This window comes from Pseudoalteromonas sp. P1-25 (genome assembly GCF_001401805.1).
In the GTDB taxonomy this organism is placed as follows: domain Bacteria; phylum Pseudomonadota; class Gammaproteobacteria; order Enterobacterales; family Alteromonadaceae; genus Pseudoalteromonas.
In genome coordinates, this window is the sequence record NZ_LKDW01000006.1 from 83,839 (window position 1) to 106,252 (window position 22,414).

At 39.9% G+C, this 22,414-nt stretch carries 23 protein-coding genes and 1 riboswitch; of the genes, 6 read left to right on the top strand and 17 right to left on the bottom strand.

What is annotated here, in order from left to right; genetic code table 11:
- Nucleotides 1-10: 10 nt before the first annotated feature.
- The 6 genes from AN393_RS05915 to AN393_RS05940 all read right to left on the bottom strand — a co-directional run bounded on the left by AN393_RS05915 (nucleotide 11) and on the right by AN393_RS05940 (nucleotide 6,055).
- A complete protein-coding gene (locus AN393_RS05915; RefSeq protein WP_055017583.1) occupies nucleotides 11-1,075 on the bottom strand; it encodes a general secretion pathway protein GspB in 1,065 nt (354 codons plus the stop codon).
- A gap of 11 nt (nucleotides 1,076-1,086) precedes the next feature.
- Nucleotides 1,087-2,004 carry an ExeA family protein gene (locus tag AN393_RS05920; protein WP_055017584.1) on the bottom strand — a complete coding sequence of 306 codons (918 nt, stop codon included), beginning with the start codon at nucleotides 2,002-2,004 and terminating at the stop codon, nucleotides 1,087-1,089.
- 532 nt (nucleotides 2,005-2,536) lie between these two features.
- On the bottom strand, nucleotides 2,537-3,055 hold the full coding sequence (locus AN393_RS05925; RefSeq protein ID WP_055014942.1) for a DUF1566 domain-containing protein: 519 nt from the start codon (nucleotides 3,053-3,055) through the stop codon (nucleotides 2,537-2,539).
- Nucleotides 3,056-3,064: 9 nt separating this feature from the next.
- Nucleotides 3,065-4,720 carry a DUF1566 domain-containing protein gene (locus tag AN393_RS05930; protein ID WP_055014941.1) on the bottom strand — a complete coding sequence of 552 codons (1,656 nt, stop codon included), beginning with the start codon at nucleotides 4,718-4,720 and terminating at the stop codon, nucleotides 3,065-3,067.
- 277 nt (nucleotides 4,721-4,997) lie between these two features.
- Nucleotides 4,998-5,330, bottom strand: coding sequence for a hypothetical protein (locus AN393_RS05935; protein WP_024034321.1), 333 nt, complete (start codon nucleotides 5,328-5,330; stop codon nucleotides 4,998-5,000).
- Nucleotides 5,331-5,350: 20 nt separating this feature from the next.
- Nucleotides 5,351-6,055: a DUF2982 domain-containing protein gene (locus AN393_RS05940; RefSeq protein ID WP_055014940.1), complete on the bottom strand. Its 705-nt coding sequence runs from the start codon at nucleotides 6,053-6,055 to the stop codon at nucleotides 5,351-5,353.
- 246 nt (nucleotides 6,056-6,301) lie between these two features.
- On the opposite strand from AN393_RS05940, the gene AN393_RS05945 reads away from it, so the two are divergent.
- From AN393_RS05945 to msrA, 3 genes are all read left to right on the top strand, one after another.
- The gene (locus tag AN393_RS05945; protein ID WP_055017585.1) at nucleotides 6,302-7,354 is read left to right on the top strand and encodes an efflux RND transporter periplasmic adaptor subunit; all 1,053 of its coding nucleotides are present in this window, start codon (nucleotides 6,302-6,304) and stop codon (nucleotides 7,352-7,354) included.
- A gap of 3 nt (nucleotides 7,355-7,357) precedes the next feature.
- Complete coding sequence (locus AN393_RS05950; RefSeq protein ID WP_055014938.1) at nucleotides 7,358-10,465, top strand: efflux RND transporter permease subunit; 3,108 nt, start codon at nucleotides 7,358-7,360, stop codon at nucleotides 10,463-10,465.
- A gap of 89 nt (nucleotides 10,466-10,554) precedes the next feature.
- Entirely contained in the window at nucleotides 10,555-11,091 is a 537-nt protein-coding gene (gene msrA, locus AN393_RS05955; protein WP_055017586.1) for a peptide-methionine (S)-S-oxide reductase MsrA, read from the top strand.
- Nucleotides 11,092-11,173: 82 nt separating this feature from the next.
- Here msrA and AN393_RS05960 read toward each other — a convergent pair whose 3' ends face one another.
- From AN393_RS05960 to AN393_RS05970, 3 genes are all read right to left on the bottom strand, one after another.
- Nucleotides 11,174-13,003: a TonB-dependent receptor domain-containing protein gene (locus AN393_RS05960; RefSeq protein WP_055017587.1), complete on the bottom strand. Its 1,830-nt coding sequence runs from the start codon at nucleotides 13,001-13,003 to the stop codon at nucleotides 11,174-11,176.
- Nucleotides 13,004-13,039: 36 nt separating this feature from the next.
- Nucleotides 13,040-13,203: riboswitch (cobalamin riboswitch) on the bottom strand.
- 86 nt (nucleotides 13,204-13,289) lie between these two features.
- Entirely contained in the window at nucleotides 13,290-14,072 is a 783-nt protein-coding gene (locus tag AN393_RS05965; RefSeq protein WP_055017588.1) for a hypothetical protein, read from the bottom strand.
- A 267-nt stretch (nucleotides 14,073-14,339) separates the two neighbouring features.
- Nucleotides 14,340-14,822, bottom strand: coding sequence for a YajQ family cyclic di-GMP-binding protein (locus AN393_RS05970; protein ID WP_055014934.1), 483 nt, complete (start codon nucleotides 14,820-14,822; stop codon nucleotides 14,340-14,342).
- A gap of 150 nt (nucleotides 14,823-14,972) precedes the next feature.
- Here AN393_RS05970 and AN393_RS05975 point away from each other — a divergent pair, with 150 nt between their 5' ends.
- A complete protein-coding gene (locus AN393_RS05975) occupies nucleotides 14,973-15,326 on the top strand; it encodes a VanZ family protein (protein WP_055017589.1) in 354 nt (117 codons plus the stop codon).
- Nucleotides 15,319-16,221 carry a ketopantoate reductase family protein gene (locus tag AN393_RS05980; RefSeq protein WP_055014932.1) on the top strand — a complete coding sequence of 301 codons (903 nt, stop codon included), beginning with the start codon at nucleotides 15,319-15,321 and terminating at the stop codon, nucleotides 16,219-16,221. Before AN393_RS05975 ends, AN393_RS05980 begins: the two co-directional genes overlap by 8 nt.
- 26 nt (nucleotides 16,222-16,247) lie before the next feature.
- On the opposite strand, the gene thiI is transcribed toward AN393_RS05980, so the two are convergent.
- Nucleotides 16,248-17,705, bottom strand: coding sequence for a tRNA uracil 4-sulfurtransferase ThiI (thiI, locus tag AN393_RS05985; protein ID WP_055014931.1), 1,458 nt, complete (start codon nucleotides 17,703-17,705; stop codon nucleotides 16,248-16,250).
- A gap of 97 nt (nucleotides 17,706-17,802) precedes the next feature.
- Entirely contained in the window at nucleotides 17,803-18,456 is a 654-nt protein-coding gene (locus AN393_RS05990; protein ID WP_055014930.1) for a TetR/AcrR family transcriptional regulator, read from the bottom strand.
- A 174-nt stretch (nucleotides 18,457-18,630) separates the two neighbouring features.
- On the opposite strand from AN393_RS05990, the gene coaD reads away from it, so the two are divergent.
- Complete coding sequence (coaD, locus tag AN393_RS05995) at nucleotides 18,631-19,122, top strand: pantetheine-phosphate adenylyltransferase (protein ID WP_055014929.1); 492 nt, start codon at nucleotides 18,631-18,633, stop codon at nucleotides 19,120-19,122.
- Nucleotides 19,123-19,163: 41 nt separating this feature from the next.
- On the opposite strand, the gene AN393_RS06000 is transcribed toward coaD, so the two are convergent.
- The 6 genes from AN393_RS06000 to AN393_RS06025 form a co-directional block, all read right to left on the bottom strand.
- A complete protein-coding gene (locus AN393_RS06000) occupies nucleotides 19,164-19,691 on the bottom strand; it encodes a hypothetical protein (protein WP_055017590.1) in 528 nt (175 codons plus the stop codon).
- Nucleotides 19,684-20,193, bottom strand: a complete 510-nt coding sequence (locus tag AN393_RS06005; protein ID WP_055017591.1) for a hypothetical protein — start codon at nucleotides 20,191-20,193, stop codon at nucleotides 19,684-19,686. The genes AN393_RS06000 and AN393_RS06005 overlap by 8 nt, the downstream gene beginning before the upstream one ends.
- 82 nt (nucleotides 20,194-20,275) lie before the next feature.
- On the bottom strand, nucleotides 20,276-20,800 hold the full coding sequence (locus AN393_RS06010) for a hypothetical protein (RefSeq protein ID WP_055017592.1): 525 nt from the start codon (nucleotides 20,798-20,800) through the stop codon (nucleotides 20,276-20,278).
- A complete protein-coding gene (locus AN393_RS06015; RefSeq protein ID WP_200909025.1) occupies nucleotides 20,793-21,305 on the bottom strand; it encodes a hypothetical protein in 513 nt (170 codons plus the stop codon). The genes AN393_RS06010 and AN393_RS06015 overlap by 8 nt, the downstream gene beginning before the upstream one ends.
- A complete protein-coding gene (locus AN393_RS06020; protein WP_235576187.1) occupies nucleotides 21,305-21,814 on the bottom strand; it encodes a hypothetical protein in 510 nt (169 codons plus the stop codon). The genes AN393_RS06015 and AN393_RS06020 overlap by 1 nt, the downstream gene beginning before the upstream one ends.
- 149 nt (nucleotides 21,815-21,963) lie before the next feature.
- The gene (locus tag AN393_RS06025; RefSeq protein WP_082422681.1) at nucleotides 21,964-22,386 is read right to left on the bottom strand and encodes a hypothetical protein; all 423 of its coding nucleotides are present in this window, start codon (nucleotides 22,384-22,386) and stop codon (nucleotides 21,964-21,966) included.
- Nucleotides 22,387-22,414 lie beyond the last annotated feature (28 nt).

The following is a 22,414-nucleotide window of genomic DNA, read 5'->3' on the forward strand; positions in this document are numbered from 1 at the left end:
TAGTTCAATATTACTGTGGCCAGTCTTGCAGAGCTTTTAAGCTAAATTCATAGCCATCAAAGTCTAGTACGCTTTGCTCTGGGGTAATTTCGCGCACTTTTAGCGCACCTATATTATCGCCTTCGTGTAACTCACGGCCGTTAAGCTTTATCCAACGCTTATCCGCACTTGAAGAATATATGTGTGCTTGATATTTAATGCTCGGCAACATAGCTTGCAAACCATCGGGTAATAGCTCAATAGGTTCAACTCGCGAGGAGCTGCGTGAAGCCTGCGTTACTTCGTAGTCCTGCTCCTGCTGCGAGTCTTTGATTGCTTGTGCAAAAGCGTCTTTTAATTTGCTCGGTACAGCATCAAGCTCCGGACTACTTTGTGGCACTTGCGTACTTGGGGTATTTTCACCATTCAATGGTTTTCCAAGCACTTTGTACTTGCTCATATCTAAACCTGCTGAGCTGGTATTTTGTGCTTGCGGCTGCATAAATTGTGTGTTTTGGCCAGGTGGATTATAGTTTTGCGTGTTAGGTAAGTGTGCATTGTAAGTCGGCTGATTAAACGCATTTTGACTATAGCCATTAGCATTTATAGGGGGTTGCACATTGTAACCTTGTTGCTTTGTCGGGTTATCATTAATAGGGATATACTGCCCTTGTGGGGTAAGCAACATTTTTTGTACACCTGTTGGTGTTTGCACATACACCCACTGCCCTTCTATAGTGGCTTTATTGCTATTTTTTTCAACCTCTGTAGAAGGTGACTTTACAGGATTTGCGGCTTCATTTTGCGCTGTAATTGGCTCATCTGTTGCAACTTGTTTTTGTTTTTTACTATCAGTACTAACAACATCAACCGGCTGGCTTGCTTTTAGTAGTGCACTGGTTTGAAACCACTTACCCGCCGTAAATCCACCCGCTATAGCAATAAATGCTGCAATTGCGCCGCCAAGTAGCCACACCATCTTTTTATAACGCGTGAGTGCTTGTTGCTGTTTTAACTGCGCTGCCTGCAAATCATATTGCTCGGCGCTCATATCTGCTTGTTGAGATTGCTTTAATGCATCTAATAAATAAGACATAAATTACCTAACTATATAATAAACGACATACCAACACCCACTGCAAATAAAACAGCAAATGCTAAGTAATAATAAACATGGCCTGTGGATTTAAGTTCATTACTCTGCGTAGCCACAAAGTCCATAGGCAGTGATTCTTGCGCTGATTGTTTAACAATATCACTATCAACAATAAGCTGCTGCTTAGAAAAAGCCCCAACTAACGCCCGCTCACACACTAAATTCATTAAACGTGGAATGCCGCCAGTTAACTGATGCACAGCTTGCATAGCATCGAGCGAGAACACGCCTTTATCACACCCCGCAATATGTAAACGGTGCTTTATATAGGCAACCGTTTGCCCTTGGGTGAGCGGCAATAAATGATACCGTGCTGTAATTCGCTGTGCTAATTGCCTAAGCTCTGTGCGTTTTAATAATGCCTGAAGCTCTGGTTGCCCCACTAAAACAATTTGTAACAGCTTTTTATGATCAGTTTCTATGTTAGTTAGCAGTCGTAACTGCTCAAGTACATCGGGAGCAAGAAGCTGCGCTTCATCAATAATTAAAATTGTATGCCCGCCCGCTTTATTATTAGCCTCTAGGTGCTGCTTAATAATGTCGGTTAAACTTTTAAGGGTGGCATTTTGAACATCGTAAGTAATGTTTAGCTCATCGCAAATACTGGCCAAAAGCTCAAGCTCCGACAACGCCGGATTGTGGATCATCGCAACTTGGGTATTCTCTGGTAGTTGCTCTAGCATACTGCGGGTAATGGTGGTTTTGCCTGTTCCCACTTCGCCGGTGAGCAATACAAACCCGCCATCTTCGCCTAAACCATAGGTTAAGTGGGCAAGTGCCTCTTTATGGCGTTCGCTTAAAAATAGATAATGGGGGTTGGGCGAGATCGAAAATGGCTTTTCGCTCAAGCCAAAGTAGCTTAAATACACCGCAATGTTCCTTCGTTTTTAAAACTCGGCCTATAATGGCAAAAAAAATGACAAAGTAACAACGTTGTATGTGCTTTATTATTGAAATATCGTAAATTTATGTAAAACAAAAAGCGTCGCTAAATTTAGCGACGCCTTTATATTAACGCCACGTGCTGGCTATTTCATATACTTAGGGGCTGATGACCTTTCGAGGTTGAATTTGCAGCAGCCTGTTTGGTATTTAGGCAAGGCGGAGCCTATGTAGTGTGGTTGTTCTCCATAAATAGGCGATAACGACGTATAAATGCTAAACAGGCGCTGCCCAAAGGGTTCTGCCTAAGGGCTATTTCCTCTTTGTTGCCTACATGGATGTAGGTAAGGGCGTGAGCAGGGCGCGGAAGCTTTACTCAGTTTTTACTTATTCTTACATGGATGTAAGTCATTAGAATAACGCAGGAGCAATTATCGAGCCCACTAGGTTACAAACCTCGCGCCGCGATTAAATGGCCCTTAGATTGAACAAATTATAACCCTAAAAGGTCAACAGGCCCTAGTTTTCGTAACGCACTAAACGTAAATACACGTCACTGGTTTTAGCATGTAAACTATTGAGCCCACTATCAAACTGATAAACCCATGCTGAACTCATCGTGCTAACGCCTGACGTATTAGTCCAATAGTTTTGCAATTTAGTGCCTAAAAACACCTCTTCGTTAATACTCGGCTCGGTACAGCTGTGTTCTAATATACTGGCAAGCTCTTTAATATTAGGCACCTGCCAATCATCATAATCAGCAGTGGTGTCGTTTTCTGCTCCTCTAAGCGCTTCTTGCCAATTCAGTGATGGTGTAGACCCAGCGCACGTTTCGGTGTCGCTATCGTAAACTTGCCCATAGCTACAGCGCTGCCACATCAGGCCCGTTTCGGTATCTAATACTGTGCCATCATCATTAAGGGTAAAGCGCGTAGTGGGTGTTGTAGTATCGGCCCCGTCGTAACACGTTTGCGCTGCGGCTAGTTGAAAGCTGGCGCTAAACACAGCCAGTGAAAATAATATGCGTGTTTTCATGGTTTTCTCCTATCGGCTTCTGACTAGGCGTACATACGCGTATTTTTCTTTCGGGTAAGCTAAGTCATTCCCATTACTCATATCTATAATGTACGCTTGCGATAAGCTGGTACCATCGGCTGCAGTTTGTGATGTCCAGTACGGTAAATTAACATCATCTATAGCGCCTGCTGCTGGCATATTAGGGAAAAACGCTTCATCAATTAATACGTTTTCGCCCTGCTTGCCATAATCTATTAAGCTCAAGAGCTCAGTGTAAGTCGGTAAGCGCCAATTGGTACCGCCGCAAAAGTCTAAGTCGTTCACTTCATTTATATAGGTTTGCACACCACAGCTTGTATCATCTGGGCAGGTGGTATTTGCGGTACTGGTATCGGTAAAGGTTGTCGTGCCTAAATCCCAAAAGTAATGATTTTGGCCATCACGCAAGGTGGTATTAGGTAATGTACCTGACTCTACACTTTTAACCTCCCATACAAGCCCCGTTACGTTGTCGCGAATGCAAGTAAAGTCGTCACTATCATCAGCTACTTCATCAGCAAATTGATTTAGCTTAGTGTAGTCAAAGGCAAGGTTACCTTGGCCTGCTTTATCGAGTTGATTGGCAAAGCTGTCTCGGCCAAGCTCTGCATCTTGTCCTGGAAAATCACTACTTTGGCAATTGATACGTTGGGTATTGTTATAACACTCGCCTAGGCCACTGTCGTTGATTAACCCTAATGCTTTTGGAGATACATCAATAAATACGGTATCGATGTCAGTGCGCCCTTTAGAATCAGTAACAGTGACTTCAAAGCTCAATGTGGTATCTAAATCAACGTCGGAGGCAAAAAATGTCGTGGTACATTGGCTAGTATTTGCCAGTGTTTCGGCATTGCCTGTTAATTGTTGCCAGCTACATGAAAACGTATCTGTTAGGGTGTCACTTTCACTTGCATCTAAGGTTACTTCCTCAAATTCTTCAACGTTTTGGTCATCTCCGGCATTAGCCACAACCAGCTCGTCTGTTTTATTGAGTGTCATACTGTATTCAGTACTTGCCTCGCCGCCTTCGTCATCGGTAACGCTTAACTGCCACACTAAATTAGTATTTGACTCAAGCAGCGGGTGGCTAAAACTTACCGTTGAATTATCAAAGTCGGTTACATCTAAATCGGGGCCTGAAATTAATTCCCACTGATAACTATTAATTTGACCGTTTTCATCTGGATCGCTCGACTCTTCAGCGCTCAAAGTTACGGTATCATTATAGGTCGAAGGCAGTGTTTCAGGAGCTATTTGACTCACAACAGCAAGTGGTAACTGGTTGCTTGAAGTAATAAATATACTCACATTGTCACTCACTAAGCTGCCGTTATCTGTTTGATAGCTTACAGATAGTACAAGTTCACTATCGGCTTTAACATCGGGAGCTGTAATAGTTTGCTCTGCACCTTCAAGCGGAAAGCCGTCCACTGACGGGCCGCTAACGCGCTGCCAAGTAAAGGTACCGTCTGCCGGTGAGCCTTGCGCGGTAATGGTAAACTCTGTTTTTTCTACAACTTGAAGATCGTTTCCTGCATTGACCGTAGTTTCAACAGTAGAGTCATCACTACCGCCGCCTCCACCGCCACAGGCAGCCAATAAAAAACAAGATATAAGGGGAGCAAAAGCAAACGCTTTCATAAAACGCACCTATAATGTCAAATAATTACTATAGAGTAATTACTAGCAATAAAGATGCCATTAAGAGTTATACCAATTCGCTTAATTAGGTGATCTACTTTGAGGCAGGAAATATGTGTTAATAACTAGGTAATAAATGCGCTATTTAGTTGCTCTCGCCAATTGTTCCTGTATTGCGCGAGCTTCTGCATCCATGCAGCCGAAATGGAAAATTTTTTAACGCAGGAAGCGGCACGTTTAGCCCCGCAAAATGGTTAAATATTATTGTACATTGGTATTACATATACGTATCTTGATGAATACGCACAAACAGCTTAGTGCCTATTTTAGAGTAATCTACTTTGTATTCACGTCCATCAAGCGCCTGAATAAACAATAGCTGTTTTTCTTCGCCAAAAATATCCGCGCTACTTACATTAACAATTTCAAGGTACCGCTCTTTGGCATCTCGCCGGTTTTTAGGTAGGTCCTCTTTAAACGGCTCTAAACCATTTTGAGTTACCTTTATACGTGGGTGCTGCTCTGCATTTACAATGACTAGATCAAGCTTTTTATCTTTATGGATGATGGTATTGCGACCACTTTTAATAAAAGATCTTTCTTGGCTCATTATTTTTCCTACTATCGCATTTAGTGTCCAACTTGCGATGCTATAAACCGTTCAGGTGCGCGTTTCCATTTATTTAAGTCGGCACTAAACGACCAAATGTCTGTCTCTAATACACTTGCGGGTAACAGTAAATTATACCCCGTTAACAACTCAAGGTGCTTCGCTCTGTTAGCAAACATAGCTATGAGTCCAGTATAGCTAAATCCTTTAGGTGAAGTGTATTGTGTCTCTTCTATTAACCATTCTGATGGGCAATTGCCATTTTTGCAATGTTTTTGAACAGCTTGCATAAATAAATTACGTTGCTCTATCAGTAGTTTTCCGGCGATGCGTGGATGTATAGCGCTTAAAAATTCGTCCATATCATTGAGTTTTAAACCCACTGCGTTTAATTCAAGGTATTCAAGGCCGTCAGCCACCTTAGGAATACCGCTGTGGTGCAGATTACTGACATTTAACTGCCACTGACCGTACTTATGCTGATACACAAGTAAGTACTCACTAAGTAGTAAACTATAATATGGCTCCTGTGTTTTTAAAAAACCAATAAAGATAGCCGCTATGCACATACTGACTAAAAATATTTCTATTAAGCTAATTTCACCCGGGCGCAATAAATTAAACAGCATAATAAATACTAAACCTATGCTGCCGACAGAGAGTACTTCAATGCCATTGCGTGAGCCTTGCGCTCTGTATTTTATTATTGAATTTTGCTTAGCCATATTGGTAAAAAGCCATATAGAATAAAAACATAACAATACCCCAGAGTATTATTTTTCTAATTGTTAAACAGGTTTTACACTGTGCTTGTGGCTTCATTGTTTTATCATAATTTTAGCGTTAAATGGGAACAAGTAATTAGTCTCATAAATTTTTACGCCTAACGCACAAATTTATGAGACACATAACCGCCTTTCCACGGTCTTATTTCGTACAATACTTACAATTTATTTTCAGGTATGAAAACGATGTACTCAAAACAGTCAGGTAAAGCCCTTTTTCCATTTCTAATTTCGCTTCTTGTTATTTTAAGTGTGTACCTATATTTACCATCTAGCCATGGTGAACAATCTAATTCAAGTAATAAGGCAACAAGAGTTAGCGCTCATACGGTATCGTCTCAAGAAAACACCGTTATGATTGAAGCCATAGGCAGTGCACGTGCAAATCAAGCTATTTATATTAAAAGCGCACAAAGCGATTATGTCACCCACATTTATTTTGAAGATGGTGACTTAGTTAGTAAAGGCCAACGCCTTGTGCAATTACAAAATAAACAAGAGCAGTACGCAGTAAAAGAGTTAAACATTAACTTAAAAGAGGAGAAACGCCAGTTAAGTCGCCTTACCGAGCTTTCTCGCACACAATCTACCGCTAAATCATTGTTAGAAGAGCAACTTTCTCGTGTAGATGCTACGCAAGCACAACTAGAAAGCGCTAAAACCAAACTTGACGAGCTACTAATCACTGCACCATTTTCTGGCTTATTAGGTAAACGAGAAGTATCTATCGGTGCTTATGTAAGCAGCGATACAGTTATTACAACGCTCGATGATATTAGTATTATAAAAGTTGACTTTAAAGTTCCTGAAAAATATTTATCTCAACTTAGCCTTGGCATGAAAGTACATACCCAAAATGACGCCTACCCAGGTAACACCTTTACCGGCAAAGTTACTCATATAAGTTCCCGTATTGATTCGGTTACCCGCAGTGTTGAAGTAACCGCAAGCTTTGCTAATAAATCAGGATTACTGCGACCTGGCATGCTTTTAAATACCGCCCTTGAACTCAGTAGTAATCAGGCGCTTATGGTGCCAGAGAAAGCCGTGATCCCACTGCAAGATAAACACTATGTGTACCAAGTAAAAGAGGGCATTGTCAATAAGGTAGAAGTGCATGTTGCTGGCAGAAATAACGGGTGGGTAGCAATTGATGAAGGCCTTAGCGATGGTGTGCAAGTAATTACCGAAGGTATTATAAAAATTCGCCCTGGTAGCAAAGTAAGTGTTGAGGGTTAATCGGTGAAAATTACAGATACGAGTGTCAAACGCCCTGTTTTTGCCATAGTAATTAACTTACTACTGCTTACATTTGGGTTGGTAGCCTTTTCGATGCTACCACTTAGAGAATACCCTGATATTGAAACCCCTATTGTCAGTATTAGTACTGACTATACCGGTGCGTCGGCAGAAATAGTCGAGACAAAAATAACGCAAATATTAGAAAACAGGATATCGGGCATTGAAGGTATTAAAAGTATTAACTCTTCAAGTAGAAACGGGCGCTCTAATATTGTTATCGAATTTGATATTAGCCGTGATATTGATGCAGCCTCAAACGATGTACGAGAGCGAGTTGCGCGTGCACTAGATAACCTACCAGAGCAAGTACGCCCGCCAGAGGTCTCTAAGTCAAACAGCGACGAGAGCCCTATTGCTTGGTTTGTACTCAACAGTGAAACTATGAACTCGTTGCAATTGAGCGATTATGCACAACGCTTTATTGTCGACCGATTAGCCGTAGTAGATGGTGTATCAAATGTCCGTATTGGCGGTGAGCGTCAATACGCCATGAAAATTTGGTTAAACCGCCAAGCCATGGCTGCACGTGGTATCACTTCAAGCGATATCGAAAATACCCTGCGCAGTGAAAACGTAGAACTACCAGCAGGTGAAATTGAATCTATCGACCGCGACTTTACCGTACGTACAGCGCGTAGTTATAAAGATCAACGTGATTTTCAAAACTTAGTTATTAAACGCGGTGAAGACGGCTATCTTGTACGCTTAGGTGAAGTGGCTGACGTACAGTTAGAAGCCGCCGACGATGAAAGCCTGTTCCGTGGTAACGGCCGTAACATGATTGGTCTAGGCATCGTAAAGCAAGCTAAAGCAAACACGTTAACGGTGGTAGATAACGCGCGCAGTGAGCTTGAAAAAATAAAACGTAACCTGCCAGAGGGCACCACTATTCAAGATAGCTACGACTCGTCTGTTTTTATTAAAGAGTCAATTAGCGAGGTTTACAGTACGCTTGCCATTTCTATGGGATTAGTGGTGTTAATCATTTTTATCTTTTTAGGTAATATTCGCGCTACACTTATCCCTGCCGTTACAGTGCCCGTTGCCCTTGTTGGCAGCTTTATGTTTTTGCTTGCCATGGGGTACTCAATCAACTTATTAACCCTGCTTGCATTAGTGCTAGCGATAGGCCTAGTTGTAGATGACGCCATTGTAATGCTTGAAAATATTCACCGTCGGATTGAGCTTGGCGAGCCTCCCCTATTAGCCGCCTTTAGAGGCGCCCGTGAAGTAGGTTTTGCAATTATTGCGACAACACTTGTGCTTATTTCGGTGTTTGTACCTTTAGTGTTTATGGATGGGCGAATTGGCGCCTTATTTACAGAGTTTGCGATGGCTGTAAGCGCCGCGGTGTTTTTCTCTAGTATTACGGCCCTTACGCTTTCGCCTGCGCTATGCTCTAAAGTTTTAAAAGCGTCAGAAAAAGAAAGTAAATTTAGCCAATGGATGGACCGCGTTTTTAGCAAAATTGAAAACAGTTACCGCCAATCGCTCACCTCAAACATGACCAAAAAATGGGGGCTTATGGTAAGCCTTGTGCTAGCTGGTTTTGTGAGCTATTCATTGTTTTTACAAGTCCCCTCAGAACTGACACCAAAAGAAGACCGAGGCACCTTTTTTATTATGATGAGCGGCCCTGAAGGCGCAAGTTATGAAAATAACGCTGCCAATATGGCAAAAATAGAAGAGCGCCTGCTGCCTTACTCTGAGGCTGGAGAGTTGAGCCGCGTGCTAGTGCGTGTTCCTGGTTGGGGCGGCAGTGGCGGTGTAGCCATTGTAGGTATGGCCGATTGGGATAAACGCAAGCGCTCTACCTGGGAAGTAATGGATGAAATAAGCGCTAAAATGACCGAGGTAACAGACGTACGTGCCTTTGCTATTATGCGCCGTGGTATTGGCGGTGGAGGCTCTTCTCGTCCTATTGAGTTTGTACTGCAAGGTAACGATTACGAGCAGCTTGCTGATTGGCGCGACCGCATTATAGAGCGCGCAGAAAAGAACCCTGGCTTGGTAAGAATCGATCATGACTACAAAGAAACCTTTCCACAGTTTTTGGTCAGCATAGATAAAAACAAAGCCGCTGATTTAGGTGTATCGGTATCAGATGTAGGCACAACCCTTGAAACCATGTTAGGTCAGCGCCGCGTAACCACCTTTATTGACCGCGGTGAAGAATACGATGTAATTTTAAAAGGCACGAAGCAAGACTTTACAAACCCTACAGATATTTCAAATATTTACCTTAAATCGCGCAGTGGTGAGCTTGTTCCGCTAGATAGCCTTATCAGCTTAAAAGAAGAAGCAACAGCATCACGCTTAAACCGTTATAACCGTATGCGTGCTATTACACTTAGCGCTAACCTTGCAGAGGGCTATACGCTTGAACAAGCACTTAACTTTTTAAACAAAGTAGCCGCAGAGGAAAACGACATCGATGGCGCAGTAGATTACAAAGGTGAATCGCAGTTATTTTACGAAGGCGAATCAGCTATGACCTATGTGTTTGTGCTTGCACTGACTGTGACCTTTTTAGTTTTAGCGGCGCAATTTGAAAGCTTTATCCACCCGTTTGTAATTATGCTTACGGTCCCCCTTGGCTTAATGGGCGCTATGTTTGGCCTATGGGCCACAGGTCTTACACTCAATATTTACAGTCAAATTGGTATTGTAATGCTGATAGGATTAAGCGCTAAAAATGGTATTTTAATAGTCGAATTTACCAACCAACTGCGCGATAAGGGCATTGAATTTAGCGAGGCTATTTTGCAAGCGGCCACTCAACGCCTGCGCCCAATAATAATGACCTCTCTGACCACAGTAATGAGCGCGGTGCCTTTAGTATTAGCATCGGGCCCAGGCGCAGAAAGTCGCATGGTAATTGGTGTGGTGGTATTTACAGGCGTTATAGTATCAACATTACTAACACTGTATGTTGTCCCTACAGCGTACTATGCCCTAGCTCGCAACACACAATCGCCCGAGTTTTTGCAGCAAAAATTAAATAAGCAAGCCGACTCTCACCCGCTAAAAGACAGCGAAGAAACTTAACTGAGCTTAGACTGCGCCGTAACTTGCTGTTGCGGCGCAATCAATTTATGCTCGCTGTAATACTGCAACATACATAATTAGGACAACTTATGAGCACATCAACACAACTAGCAACATTTGGTGGAGGCTGTTTTTGGTGTATAGACGCCGCATTCAGGCGTGTAAAGGGTGTACTTAATGTCAGCTCAGGTTACACTGGCGGCAATACCGACAACCCCACATATAAATCGGTTTGCTCAGGTACAACAGGTCATGCTGAGGTTGTTCAACTGGAGTTTGACAGCGATGTAGTGAGCTTTGAAACCCTGCTTAGCATGTTTTTTACCTTACACGATGCCACACAATTAAATCGCCAAGGTAACGATATTGGCACACAGTATAGAAGTGTTGTTTATTACCACAACGATGCACAATTAAAGCAAACCAATGAGATGATAGCCCAGCTACAAAATCATATTAGCGAGCCAATAGTGACAGAGGTTAGCCCTGCTACAACGTATTACCCTGCAGAGCATTATCATCAAGATTACTACAACGAAAACCCACAGCAAGGTTACTGTAGTATTTTAATAGCACCTAAATTACACAAGTTTGAAACTGTATTTAAAGCGTTTTTAGCTGACTAGCTAATTTGCGTTGTTAAATTGATTCTAAACACACATTAAAAAGCCCGATATAAATCGGGCTTTTGTATATTAAAAAACGCTATTAAAACTGATAGCTTGCCCCTGCAAAAAAGCGGCGCTCTGGGGTGTTGTAGTAATATATTTCACCGCTTGTAAAGTCAGCTCTTGAGTCAACCACATTGTAATCTCTGTCAAATAAGTTCTCTACACGAAGCGACAACTCAATACTATCGTTTAGCTGATAGTTGCCTGCTAGGTTCCAAAGTGTATACGATCCTAGGCGCGTTACTGCCCCCTCGCGATCACTGCGGTATTGCACATCAATGCGAGCATCAAAATCTCCAAACTGCTTCGCGATTTCCCAATTAACAGTGCGCTTGGCAACATTGCGTAGCTCATCGCCGGTTTCTTTATTTTCAGCACTTAAGTACGCAAAATTAAAGCGGCTATCAAACCCAAAAATTTGCTGAGCAAGGCTAAACTCAACCCCTTCATAGCGAGCTTCGTTTATATTAGCTAATGCAAAGTTTGCATCGTAATCAATTTTATCTTCGATATCGTTTCTAAAAATTGCAACATCGACTTGTGCACTGTCAAAATTAACATTAACACCAAGTTCGCGGTTTGTTGATTTTTCAGGTTGCAGGTCCGGATTACCAAAATTTGGGTAGTATAAATCGTTAAACGTAGGTGCTTTAAAACCCGTGCTTTGACTAATTCTAAATGTTGAATTTTCAGATAAATGATAACCGGCCGCCGCAGTATAGGTTGTTTCATCGCCAAACTGTTCATCGTCGTCTTGGCGAAGAGTTAAATTGGCAAGCACAGTATCGGTGTCGTAGTAAGCCCCAACAAACACAGCTAATACATCGCGGCTATCTTCATCAAAAGCTTGAGAACTGTGTGATACATCATCCTTATACCAATTAACGCCGCCGCTAATATTAAGCGTATTAGTTAAACGGTATTGGCCGTTGTAATCTACTTGCGAACGTTTAGTAATAAACGTACTGGTTGTTTGCCCACCTGTAGAAAAATCTACATACGTGCTGTCAGAATCATCCGTTGCAAAAGCAACCTCAAGAGCATGAGATTGGTTAGTGTAGTTTTTGCTCCACTTCGCCGACAGTTGATAGTTTTTAAAGTTCCCTCTTTCAACTGTGCTCGTGGCAGGGCTAAAGCTGCTATCATAATCTGCGTAACCTTCGCTGTACTGACCTAGTAGCTTAAAATTACCATAGTGAGCGTCAGCATAATTAACTTTAAAACCTAGGTTCTTATTTTCGTAACCATCGTCATCTGGGGCAACACCTTGCAGCGCGTCAAAGCCATCTGTTTTTTCAAAACCGGCGTTAAAAGCGCTAGTTACATCAGCCGATTTAACAGAGCCCGCAAGCTGGTAGTTTTGATAGGCATTAGAGCCAAATGTGGCATCAAGCGAGATATTGCTCGCTTCGCGCGTTATTATATTAATAACACCAGCTAAGGCATCTGAGCCATAAACAGCGGCACGCGATCCTTTTATGATCTCGATTCGCTCAATACTATTTAGCGGCACATTACTTAGTGCTTTTTGGCCAAGTGTGGCTGATCCCGTGCGAACGCCATCAATTAAAATTAACGTATCGCCAGAACCCGTACCACGTAAAGACACGCCCGACGTTTGGCCAAAGCCCCCATTAGGATTAATTTGAAAACCCACTTGTGTGCTTAGTAAGGTTGGTAAATCGCGTACATTACTTTTGTCTATTTGTTCTCGACTGATAACATTAACGCTTGCTAAAACATTATTTATTGATTGTTCAAATTTATTAGCGGTTACAGTGATTTTTTCAATTGGATTTTCTGAAGCAGAGGCAGAAAAAGACAACGCAGCCGAGATAGCAACGCCAAGAGTTGTTTTATTTAGCATGATGTTCCTTATCTTTGCCCACCGCAAAGATTTAAGTAAGTAAGATTACTTCAAGGCCGGTCTCCGGACTCAGTAAACACATAAATGCGTTAATACTTTACCGTTGCGGGGGCAGTGTTGGGATCGCTTTTATCATAAAGGCTCACCAACTTCCCGATTATCTTGCTGTTAGTTTTAATACTTTAAACCCTGTATTTAGCAAACAGCAAGCACCTTGAAAATAGGCGGTTATTGTGAGCAGTTTGTTTACAAATGTCAACGGACGTCTATATAGCTAAAAGCTAAATTAATTGTTTTGTGTAAAGCTAGAGGTTATGCCATATGAGCTTAAAAGCGCGGTGATTTTTGGTTTTATTTCGGGCGCATTTAAAAGCTTATCCATTTGTTTTACCGAAATTTTACTGCGCGGAGGGTTAACTAAAAAGTGAGTATCGTATATAGCATCTGGTGTATTGCTCCTATAAAGTAGGTCCATATTAAAAATGTTATTCTTTTTAAAATATTGATAAGCAATATTGTTTATAACCCCTACATCTGCTCGCTTTAATAGCAGCATTTTTACAACGTTAAACTCATCAATTGTTAAACTAACTTGGTGTTCTTCACTTAAATATTGTGCATCAGTTTTAAAATCAGCAAAACGATAGGAATACCCCAATACCCCCGCTTTTGTTAAAGCATGTAAGTCGTCGAAATAGCTTTGCTTTTGGGCGTTCTGTGCTAACGTATACAGCTCATTTTTAGCAATAACATAAAAACTCGTTTCCTGTAAGGCGCTTCTTGATCCCTCGGGCACCCATTGCTTAGCCATTAAAAACAACACATCAAACTCACCCCACTCCACCCACTTTTTGAGCCTTTTTACAGGCAAAGAGTTAAGCGTAAATTTATAGTCATTTTGAGAATCATTGAGTATTTTAATAAACTCTGGAGCTACTCCTTGCTCTTTTTCAGCATTAATAATAATTGGAAAGTAACCGTCCTCTACCAACACATCTACATTTATTGGCTTAGCATAACTAAACTTACTGCACACAATGATCATTATAAAAATAAAAAACTTAAGCATTTAAAGCCTTTAACAGTCACTATTAAGTAATATTGATATTAAGAATAGCCTAATATACGCAACTGCGTGCTAAGCAGGTTTAATAATGCATTTAAATAATGTTCAAAGAGTATGGAAGCACAGTAGAGTGATTTTACGCAGGCAAAAGGGGTTTAGGGTTGCGAGTAAATAAAGGCTGTAATTAGGGCGGGGTAAAATGCGTGGCTAATACATTTAATAACCACACATTTAAATTTTCACTTTAAAATACTAAAGGCACTTAGCTAATTAATCGCGAAAGTTTTTAAACTGGAAAGGCTGACCTAAATCTGCAGTGCGAACGACTTGCATAGCGGCTTGTAAATCGTCACGCTTTTTACCCGTCACACGTACTTCTTCACCTTGAATAGCAGCTTGTACTTTTACTTTTGAGTCTTTAATGGCTTTAACTACTTTTTTAGCCATGTCTTTTTCGATGCCTTGTTTAAGTACAACATTACGAAACACATTTTTGCCAGCACGAGTAATATCTTGCAAATCTAAGCTTGCCACGTCCATACCTCGTTTAGAAATTTTAGCGGCTAAAATATCAAACAATTGCATTACCTGTTGATCAGCCTCTGCTTTTAACTTAATTGTTTTATCATTTAACTCAATTGATGCATCCACACCTCTAAAGTCAAAGCGTGTTTCAAGCTCTCGGTTTGCATTATCAACTGCATTTTTAGCTTCGTTCATTTCTACTTCTGATACGATATCAAATGAAGGCATTGGGTTCTCCTAACTATTAAATCTAAATTTATGCGCAGATTATAACGCTAAAATTATAAATCTTTACATTTTTCTGCCAGTTGTTCAGGTGCGATACTAATTTAGTTTGATATACTGCAGCCTCTTTTTTAAGCGGTTTTAGGATTTATCGTGACAAGGCGTGTTTACCAAGCAGTTTTTTTGATTAGTATTGTGGTGTTTACCCTCTTATTTGCCAAAGAAATAAAAGGCGGCGTTACGAACGTATTTCCACATGTTGATAAAGTTGCCCACTTTGGGATATTTTTTATACTCGCCATCATTATGGATAAAGCCTTCAAATTACCGCTGTACACGCAAATACTCCTGCTTGCGGGCTACGGTGCAGCAATAGAAATAATGCAAGATGCGCTTCCTTACAGACAAGCCTCGTTAGGTGATTTTGTTGCTGATTTTGCCGGTGCGGCCACGTACTTTTTACTAAGAAGCATTTTTACTCCTCGAAAAAAGAACCCTTATGGCTAATATTCTTATTATTGGCGACGGCGCTATTGGTTTATTGCTCAGCCATTTTTTATCTAAAGCTCATAACGTCCATGTTTTAACACGTAAAGCTACTACAAATACGCGTTTTTATTGCAAAGCAAAACAGCCTTCGCAAAAAATTAATGCACGGTTCATTACACTCACACAAATGAGTGAACAGCCCGTGTTTGATATTGTTATTTTTGCTGTAAAGGCTTTTCAGGTGCAATCGGCGTTTACGCAAGTAAAACCCTTTTTATCGTCAAATAGTGTATTAATTTTGTCGCACAACGGTATGGGGAATGTTGAAATGCTCAATGAGCAACTTGATAAGCAACACGCGTTGTATTTTTTAACCACCAGTATGGCCGGTTTTAAAACAAACGACTTTATAGTACAGCACACCGGTGAAGGAAAAAGCATATTAGGTGCCTGTAACCCATGCGCGCACAGTTACCGCCAAGCAATGTGCGAGCAATTGCAAAACGTACCGCTGCTAAGCTACTGTACTAATATTGAGCAGCTACGGTTTGAAAAACTATTAGTAAACATTGCTATTAACCCATTAAGCGCACTGCATGATATTAAAAATGGTCAGTTACGTGCCCCTTATTTTAATAGCATTATTTTTAACTTATTAACTGAAGCATGCCAAGTAGCCCATGCTTTAAAGCTTGATATTAAACTGGCCGATGCGCTTAACAACGCTTACAACGTAATGATGCTAACCGCTGAAAACTACTCTTCAATGCATCAAGACGTAGCACACAACCGGCAAACCGAAATAGACGCCATTTGTGGCTACATTAGCCAACAAGGTAAGCGATTAAATATCAGTACTCCGCTAAACGATGCCCTACTCGCTAAAATTCAGGCAAAAAAAAGCGTGGTATAAGCCACGCTCTAAATTACGTTTAACCTTTACGGGCGGTAAACTTTTACACCCGTAAAGCCTGCCTCGTGAAGAATAAGCGCTTGCAGCTGGCTCATAACCCCTCTTTCACAATACAGGTAATAGTCTTTATCTTTTGGTAAGTCACCAAACTTAGTCGCTAAGCGGAAAAACGGTAAGTGCACTACATCTATGCCGTCAATCTCAAGTGGCGCTGCATCTTCTTCCTCTGGTGAGCGAATATCAACAACCACCGCACCCGCTGGTAAATCTACAACCGACTCAGCTTCTTTAAGTTCTTGCTTAGCCTCTACGTCAATGTCGCGCACATCCATAATACGCGCGTTTTCAACAACAGTATTGAGCACATCAAAGTCAAACTTTTCTTCTTCGGCTTTAATAACGTCAATTTTAGCTTTCACCGTTGGCTTTTTAGATATTACGCCGCAGTATTCAGGCATGGTTTCGGCCATTTCTGCGGTGCCGATTTTACGGGCAATATTAATAATTTCTTGCTTATCGTGCTGAATAAGCGGGCGCAAAATAAGGGTTTCTGTTACGCGGTCAATCACACTTAAATTAGCTAAAGTTTGGCTAGAAACCTGACCAATACTTTCACCGGTTACAAGTGCTTGAATATTTAATTTTTCAGCAACTTGGCTACCAGCACGCATCATCATACGTTTTAGTACAACACCCATTTGGCTGTTTTCAACGTTTTCTAAAATCTCCGCAACAACGGGTTCAAAATCAACCGTGATAAATTTAACTTTATGGGTAGAGCTAAACTTTTTCCATAAATAGTAGCTAGCTTGTTTAACACCAATCTCGTGCGCAGCTCCTCCTAAGTTAAAGAATAAAAAGTGCGTGCGAGCACCTTTACGGATCATCTGATAACTTGCTACCCCCGAGTCAAAACCACCCGACATTAGCGAAAGCACGTCTTCTTGCGTAGGTAGAGGAAAGCCCGCCATTCCAAGGTGTGTCTTCGTCACTATGTACGCTTTATCGTCTTTTACTTCTAAGCGAATAGTGACTTCTGGGCGGCTTAGTTTAACGCGCGCGCCTTCAACGTGCTGGTTTAAACCACCGCCAACGTAGCGCTCTAAATCGGTAGAAGTAAAGTCGTGTTCACCAATACGCTTAGCGCGTACACAAAACGTTTTACCAACAATGGTGTGCCCTACTAGGTCTATGGTTTTTTTATAGATATCGTCAAGCGTAGTGAAGTCAGTTTCGGTCACTTCAATAAATTGCACAATGCCAGGAATACGCTGCAGGCTGTCTATAAAGTTTAGGCGTGTTTGTGCATCATCAAGCTTAGTTACAACAGAAATATTATCCCAGTTATTTCTTACTTGTACTTTTTCGTCAACACGGCGCAACATAATTTTAATGTTATTTTCTAACACTTTAGTAAAGCGTTTACGTACCGAACGGCTTTTAATGGCAATTTCAGGATGTAGTTTGACGATAAATTTAAGCATAGTTCACTCTTAGACTGCGGGAATTCGCGCTCCCAGGCATTGGGCGCGCGATTATAGCAAAAATTTTTGCGTCTAGGAACTAACCAACTAACACCAGTTAGGCAAGCGCTGGGGCTTGCTCTGCAAGTTGGGTGTATTTTTCACGTAACTGATTCATTTTAAGCATGCTTTTTTCGGTGCTGTAAGCCCTAAATAATGCTAATACTTTTAAAATGCCATGATAAATATCTTGCTCGGCTAAATTACCACTGAGCCTACGCGCTTTAATATATGGAGTCCAAAAACTAACGGTTAGTTTAAGCGTATGGGCAAGTTCAAGCGCATCTTGCTCTTGTATTGCAATCATTTCGTTATCACGCAGGCCTAAAATAACTTGGCGAACCTGCTCTAATAGCGTTGCCTGAAAATCTATGTAGGCCTTTTTTAAACTTTCATCTCTTGAGAGGATGTCGCCTAAGTTGTCGTAAAAAAAGTGATAGCGCCACATTAGCTCAAATAAAGAATCTAAATAAGCAGTTAAATGATCAAACGCATCATCGTTTACTTCAATAGGTTTAAAGTGAGTATGTAAGTGTTCACTATAAAGCGCAAAAATATGCCGAATAATGTCTTCTTTATTTTTAAAATGATAGTAAAGGTTACCCGGGCTCATCCCTAAATGTGATGCAATGTGATTGGTTGATATTGCACGCTCACCGTGTTCGTTAAATAACGAAATACTGGTGTGTATTATTTTATCCTTAGTATTCATATGCGACGACTCAAATTAACTTATAAACTACTTTACACTAAATAACAGTCCTGCAGTATAAACAAATCAGGTTGGTTTAAATACCATCATAATTTACTATTTTAAAAACACGCTTAGCTGATTTGTGCCACAAACACTGATAGACTACTTAAAAAATAATAGTTAGTGAAATCTATGAACGTTACGGCAATCTACCCGGGTACATTCGACCCCTTAACTAATGGTCATACCGACCTCATTCAGCGTGCAGCTAAAATGTTTAGCACGGTTATTGTTGCTATTGCACATAACCCCACTAAAAAGCCGTGTTTTAGTCTAGAAGAGCGAGTTAGCTTAGCCAACAGCATTTTAGGGCATTTGAGTAATGTAAAAGTGATTGGTTTTTCAGGTTTACTTGCCGATTTAGCTTTTGAGCATAAAGCCGATGTACTTATTCGCGGTATTAGAGCAGTGTCTGACTTTGATTACGAATTTCAGCTTGCGAACATGAACCGCCGCCTCAACCCCGATTTAGAAAGTGTGTTTTTAACACCTTCAGAGCGCAATTCGTTTATATCATCAACCTTGGTAAAAGAAGTTGCCCGCCATAATGGCGATGTAAGCGAGTTTGTAAGCCCACTTGTAGTGGATGCTTTAAAACAAAGATTAGGTGGCGAGGTAAGCTAAATAAACACAATGAGCGCACGTTGGTGCGCCAATATACCTAACTACTTTTTAGCCATAGCGTGTAATTCACCGCGGTTAAACAAAGCGCGTTTAAGCTTTATCAAGCCTAAAATATCTTTATTTATAAATAAAACTATTGCCATTACTAAGTCACTTGTAAGCTGCCCAATGCCATAAAGCCCCCAAAACCACCAATACTCTATATTTCCAACAACGATACTATCGTAATGCATACCGTAAAATAAAAACGCATTAAAACTAAGCCCCACGATTAAATAATAAAAAGCGATCGGTTTAGCTTTCGATAAAAAAATCACCCATATCATCAAAGCGATTATGGTAACGACATCAAATAAGAACAGGTTTAGGTGAGGCGTGGCTGTTTTCGGGTCCATAACCATACTTGATGTATATGAAGCCATCATAATAAATGATATTTGGGCTAAACTTTTATCTGACTTATTGATGCTTGTAGATAAGCAATATAAAAATGCAAAAACAAATAACCAAGTAATTAAAATGGTTATGTAATCATAAAGCTCAGCCAATGCCCATAACAGGTTATGCATATCGACAACGCTTCAACTTTGTAGTTAAATAATTACTTAGATTTACTAAACCTAAAACATCTTTGTTTAAAAGGCTTACTACAATCATAAGTAAATCGCTAAAATTTACACCTATAAAATAAACATCCCAAAACCACCAATACTCATAGTGATGCATAATATCGTTATCTATATACATCGCAAAAAATAAAGAAGTATTAATACTTAACCCAACAATTAAATAAATGTACAAGGTAGAAGTTTTTATAAAAAAACCACACAATACAATCGATACTAGTGTTGCAGCATCAAATAAGAAAAAATCAAAGTAGGTTATGGAGTCCATATCAATAAATAAGCCAGATGAATATGAAAGAGCCATGATTGATGTTAACCAAACTTTGCTCTTATCATCGTTATTTATTGAGCTGACCAGCGAGTACAAAAAAGCCATTAAAAAGCCCCATTGTACAAATGCACCTATATAGAAGGTTATGTTGGTATTTAACACTATATCAATCATGTAACCTTAACGTCTGAAAAGTAAAAATTGTATCGCTATCTAATTTTTTTAAGATGTAGCAAATACCAAAAAAATAGTTAATTTAACTTACTCCTTTGCCATCTCTATAAAATAGCAGTAAATACTTTCTAAGCCTGAGTAAACCTAAAAAATCTCTGTTTATAATTAACACAAGTGCCATTGTGAAATCGCTAAAATACATACCAAAAGTATATACCGCCCAAAACCACCAATAGTAAAGTGTACCCTGTATAACGATGTCGTAATGCATACCTAAAAATAAGCAAGCATTACAGCTTAGTCCTACAATTAAATAATAAAAGGACGTAGGTATGGTTTGCTTGGTGAAATTACGCCACAAAAATAAAACAAGGAGAGTTACAGCATCATAATAAAAATAATTTAAGTGAGATGGTGTAATAAGTGGGTCCATAAGCAAACTAGCTGTGTAGGATGCCATCATAATAAATGAAAGCTGTGCCCTACTTTTATCTGGCTTATTAATACTTGCCGATAAGTTATACAAAAAGGCAAGAATAAAAAACCACGTAAACAAAATGCCCACGTTGTACCCTAAATCAACAAGCTCCCAAAGGATATCAGCCACCTAGCTTCGCCCTCATAATAAAGCCTGCCAATTTATCCATAACATGCACTAACCTTAAAAAATCCTTTTTTATGAAAAAAATACTAATCATGATGATATCCATCATATTAATAACAACGGTATAAACAGACCAAAACCACCACGGTTCGTAATTACCACGTACAAACACATCTATATGCATAGCTAAAAACAATAACGAATTGATGCTCAAGCCAAATAATAAGTAAGTAGATATGCGTTTTTCAGGTAAGTAATACCGCAGAAAAAAAATAAAAAATAACGTGACTACGTCATAACAAAATAACTCTATGTAGGTAATATCATAAATATCAACAAAGAAGCTAAAGCAATAAGATATGGCCATAACTAAAGATAGCCATACCACCTGTTTTGCTGAATTGTTAATGCTAGTTGTTAGTGAATACAAAAAGGCCATTAAAAACCCCCACTGCACTAACACACCGATATAAACTGATACTTCAGGCGGGATTAGAACATTATTCACTATTGCTGTTTCTTAGCAAAAAAAGAGTAAATAAGGTTTTTAAAATAAATGATTTTTAAAAAGTCTTTATTAATAAACAAAACTAAAATCATGCTCAAATCAGAAATGGACACCACTGATGAATACAACCCCCAAAGCCACCAATAGGTGTAATTATGCAAAATATAAGAGTCTATATACATACCTAAAGCAAAGCACATATTGATACTCAGCCCGAGCATAAGATACATAAATGCAACCGTTTTCTCTTTAATATAAAAATGTTGAGCAATAATTAAAACCACTATGGTAATAGCATCTAAAATAGCGAGGTCAAGATAAGTAATGGTTTGGTAATTGAACAAAACACCTGGAAAATACGAAATAGCCATAATTGATGAAAGAATGACTAACGCTTTAAAGCGTGAATTGATAGATGATACTAAAGAATATAAAAATGCCATGAGAAATCCCCATTGCAATACCACACCGATTATATGGGCGATTCTCACATCTAATAGAAAAGACATGACATCCATCTTAAAAGTAAACGCTAATAATAAGCACCTCAAAAATAATAAACAACATTGTTAACTGAGCGCCTAGCTTAGTATTTTACTTATTAAAACTAAAAAAACTTTTATCGCCATAAACGTATCGATACATCGTCTTTAAAATGCTAGCTGCAAAGCCACCTTTTAAGCTTAATTAAGCCTAAAAAGTCTCTATTAATGATTAGTACAGCGATCATACACAAATCAGAAAACATAACAGCCGATGAATAAAAGCGCCAAAACCACCAATAGGTGTAATTATATAGAATATTGGTATCTAGATACATGCATAGGGCTAAAAAGGTGTTAACACTAAGGCCGATGATTAAGTAGGCATAAGCTGTCGTTTTCTCTTTAATAAAATAACGCTGAGCTACATATACAGCAACTAAAATAGCGATATCTAAAAGAGTAAAGTCTAAATAAGTAACCGTTTGAAAGTTTGTGAATATCCAAGGCAAATAACCTATCGCCATAATACTAGAAAGTACAACAAAGCCTTTAAAGGGGCTATTAATAGAGGATACGAATGTGTATAAAAAGGCCATGAGAAACCCCCACTGTACAATAGCGCTT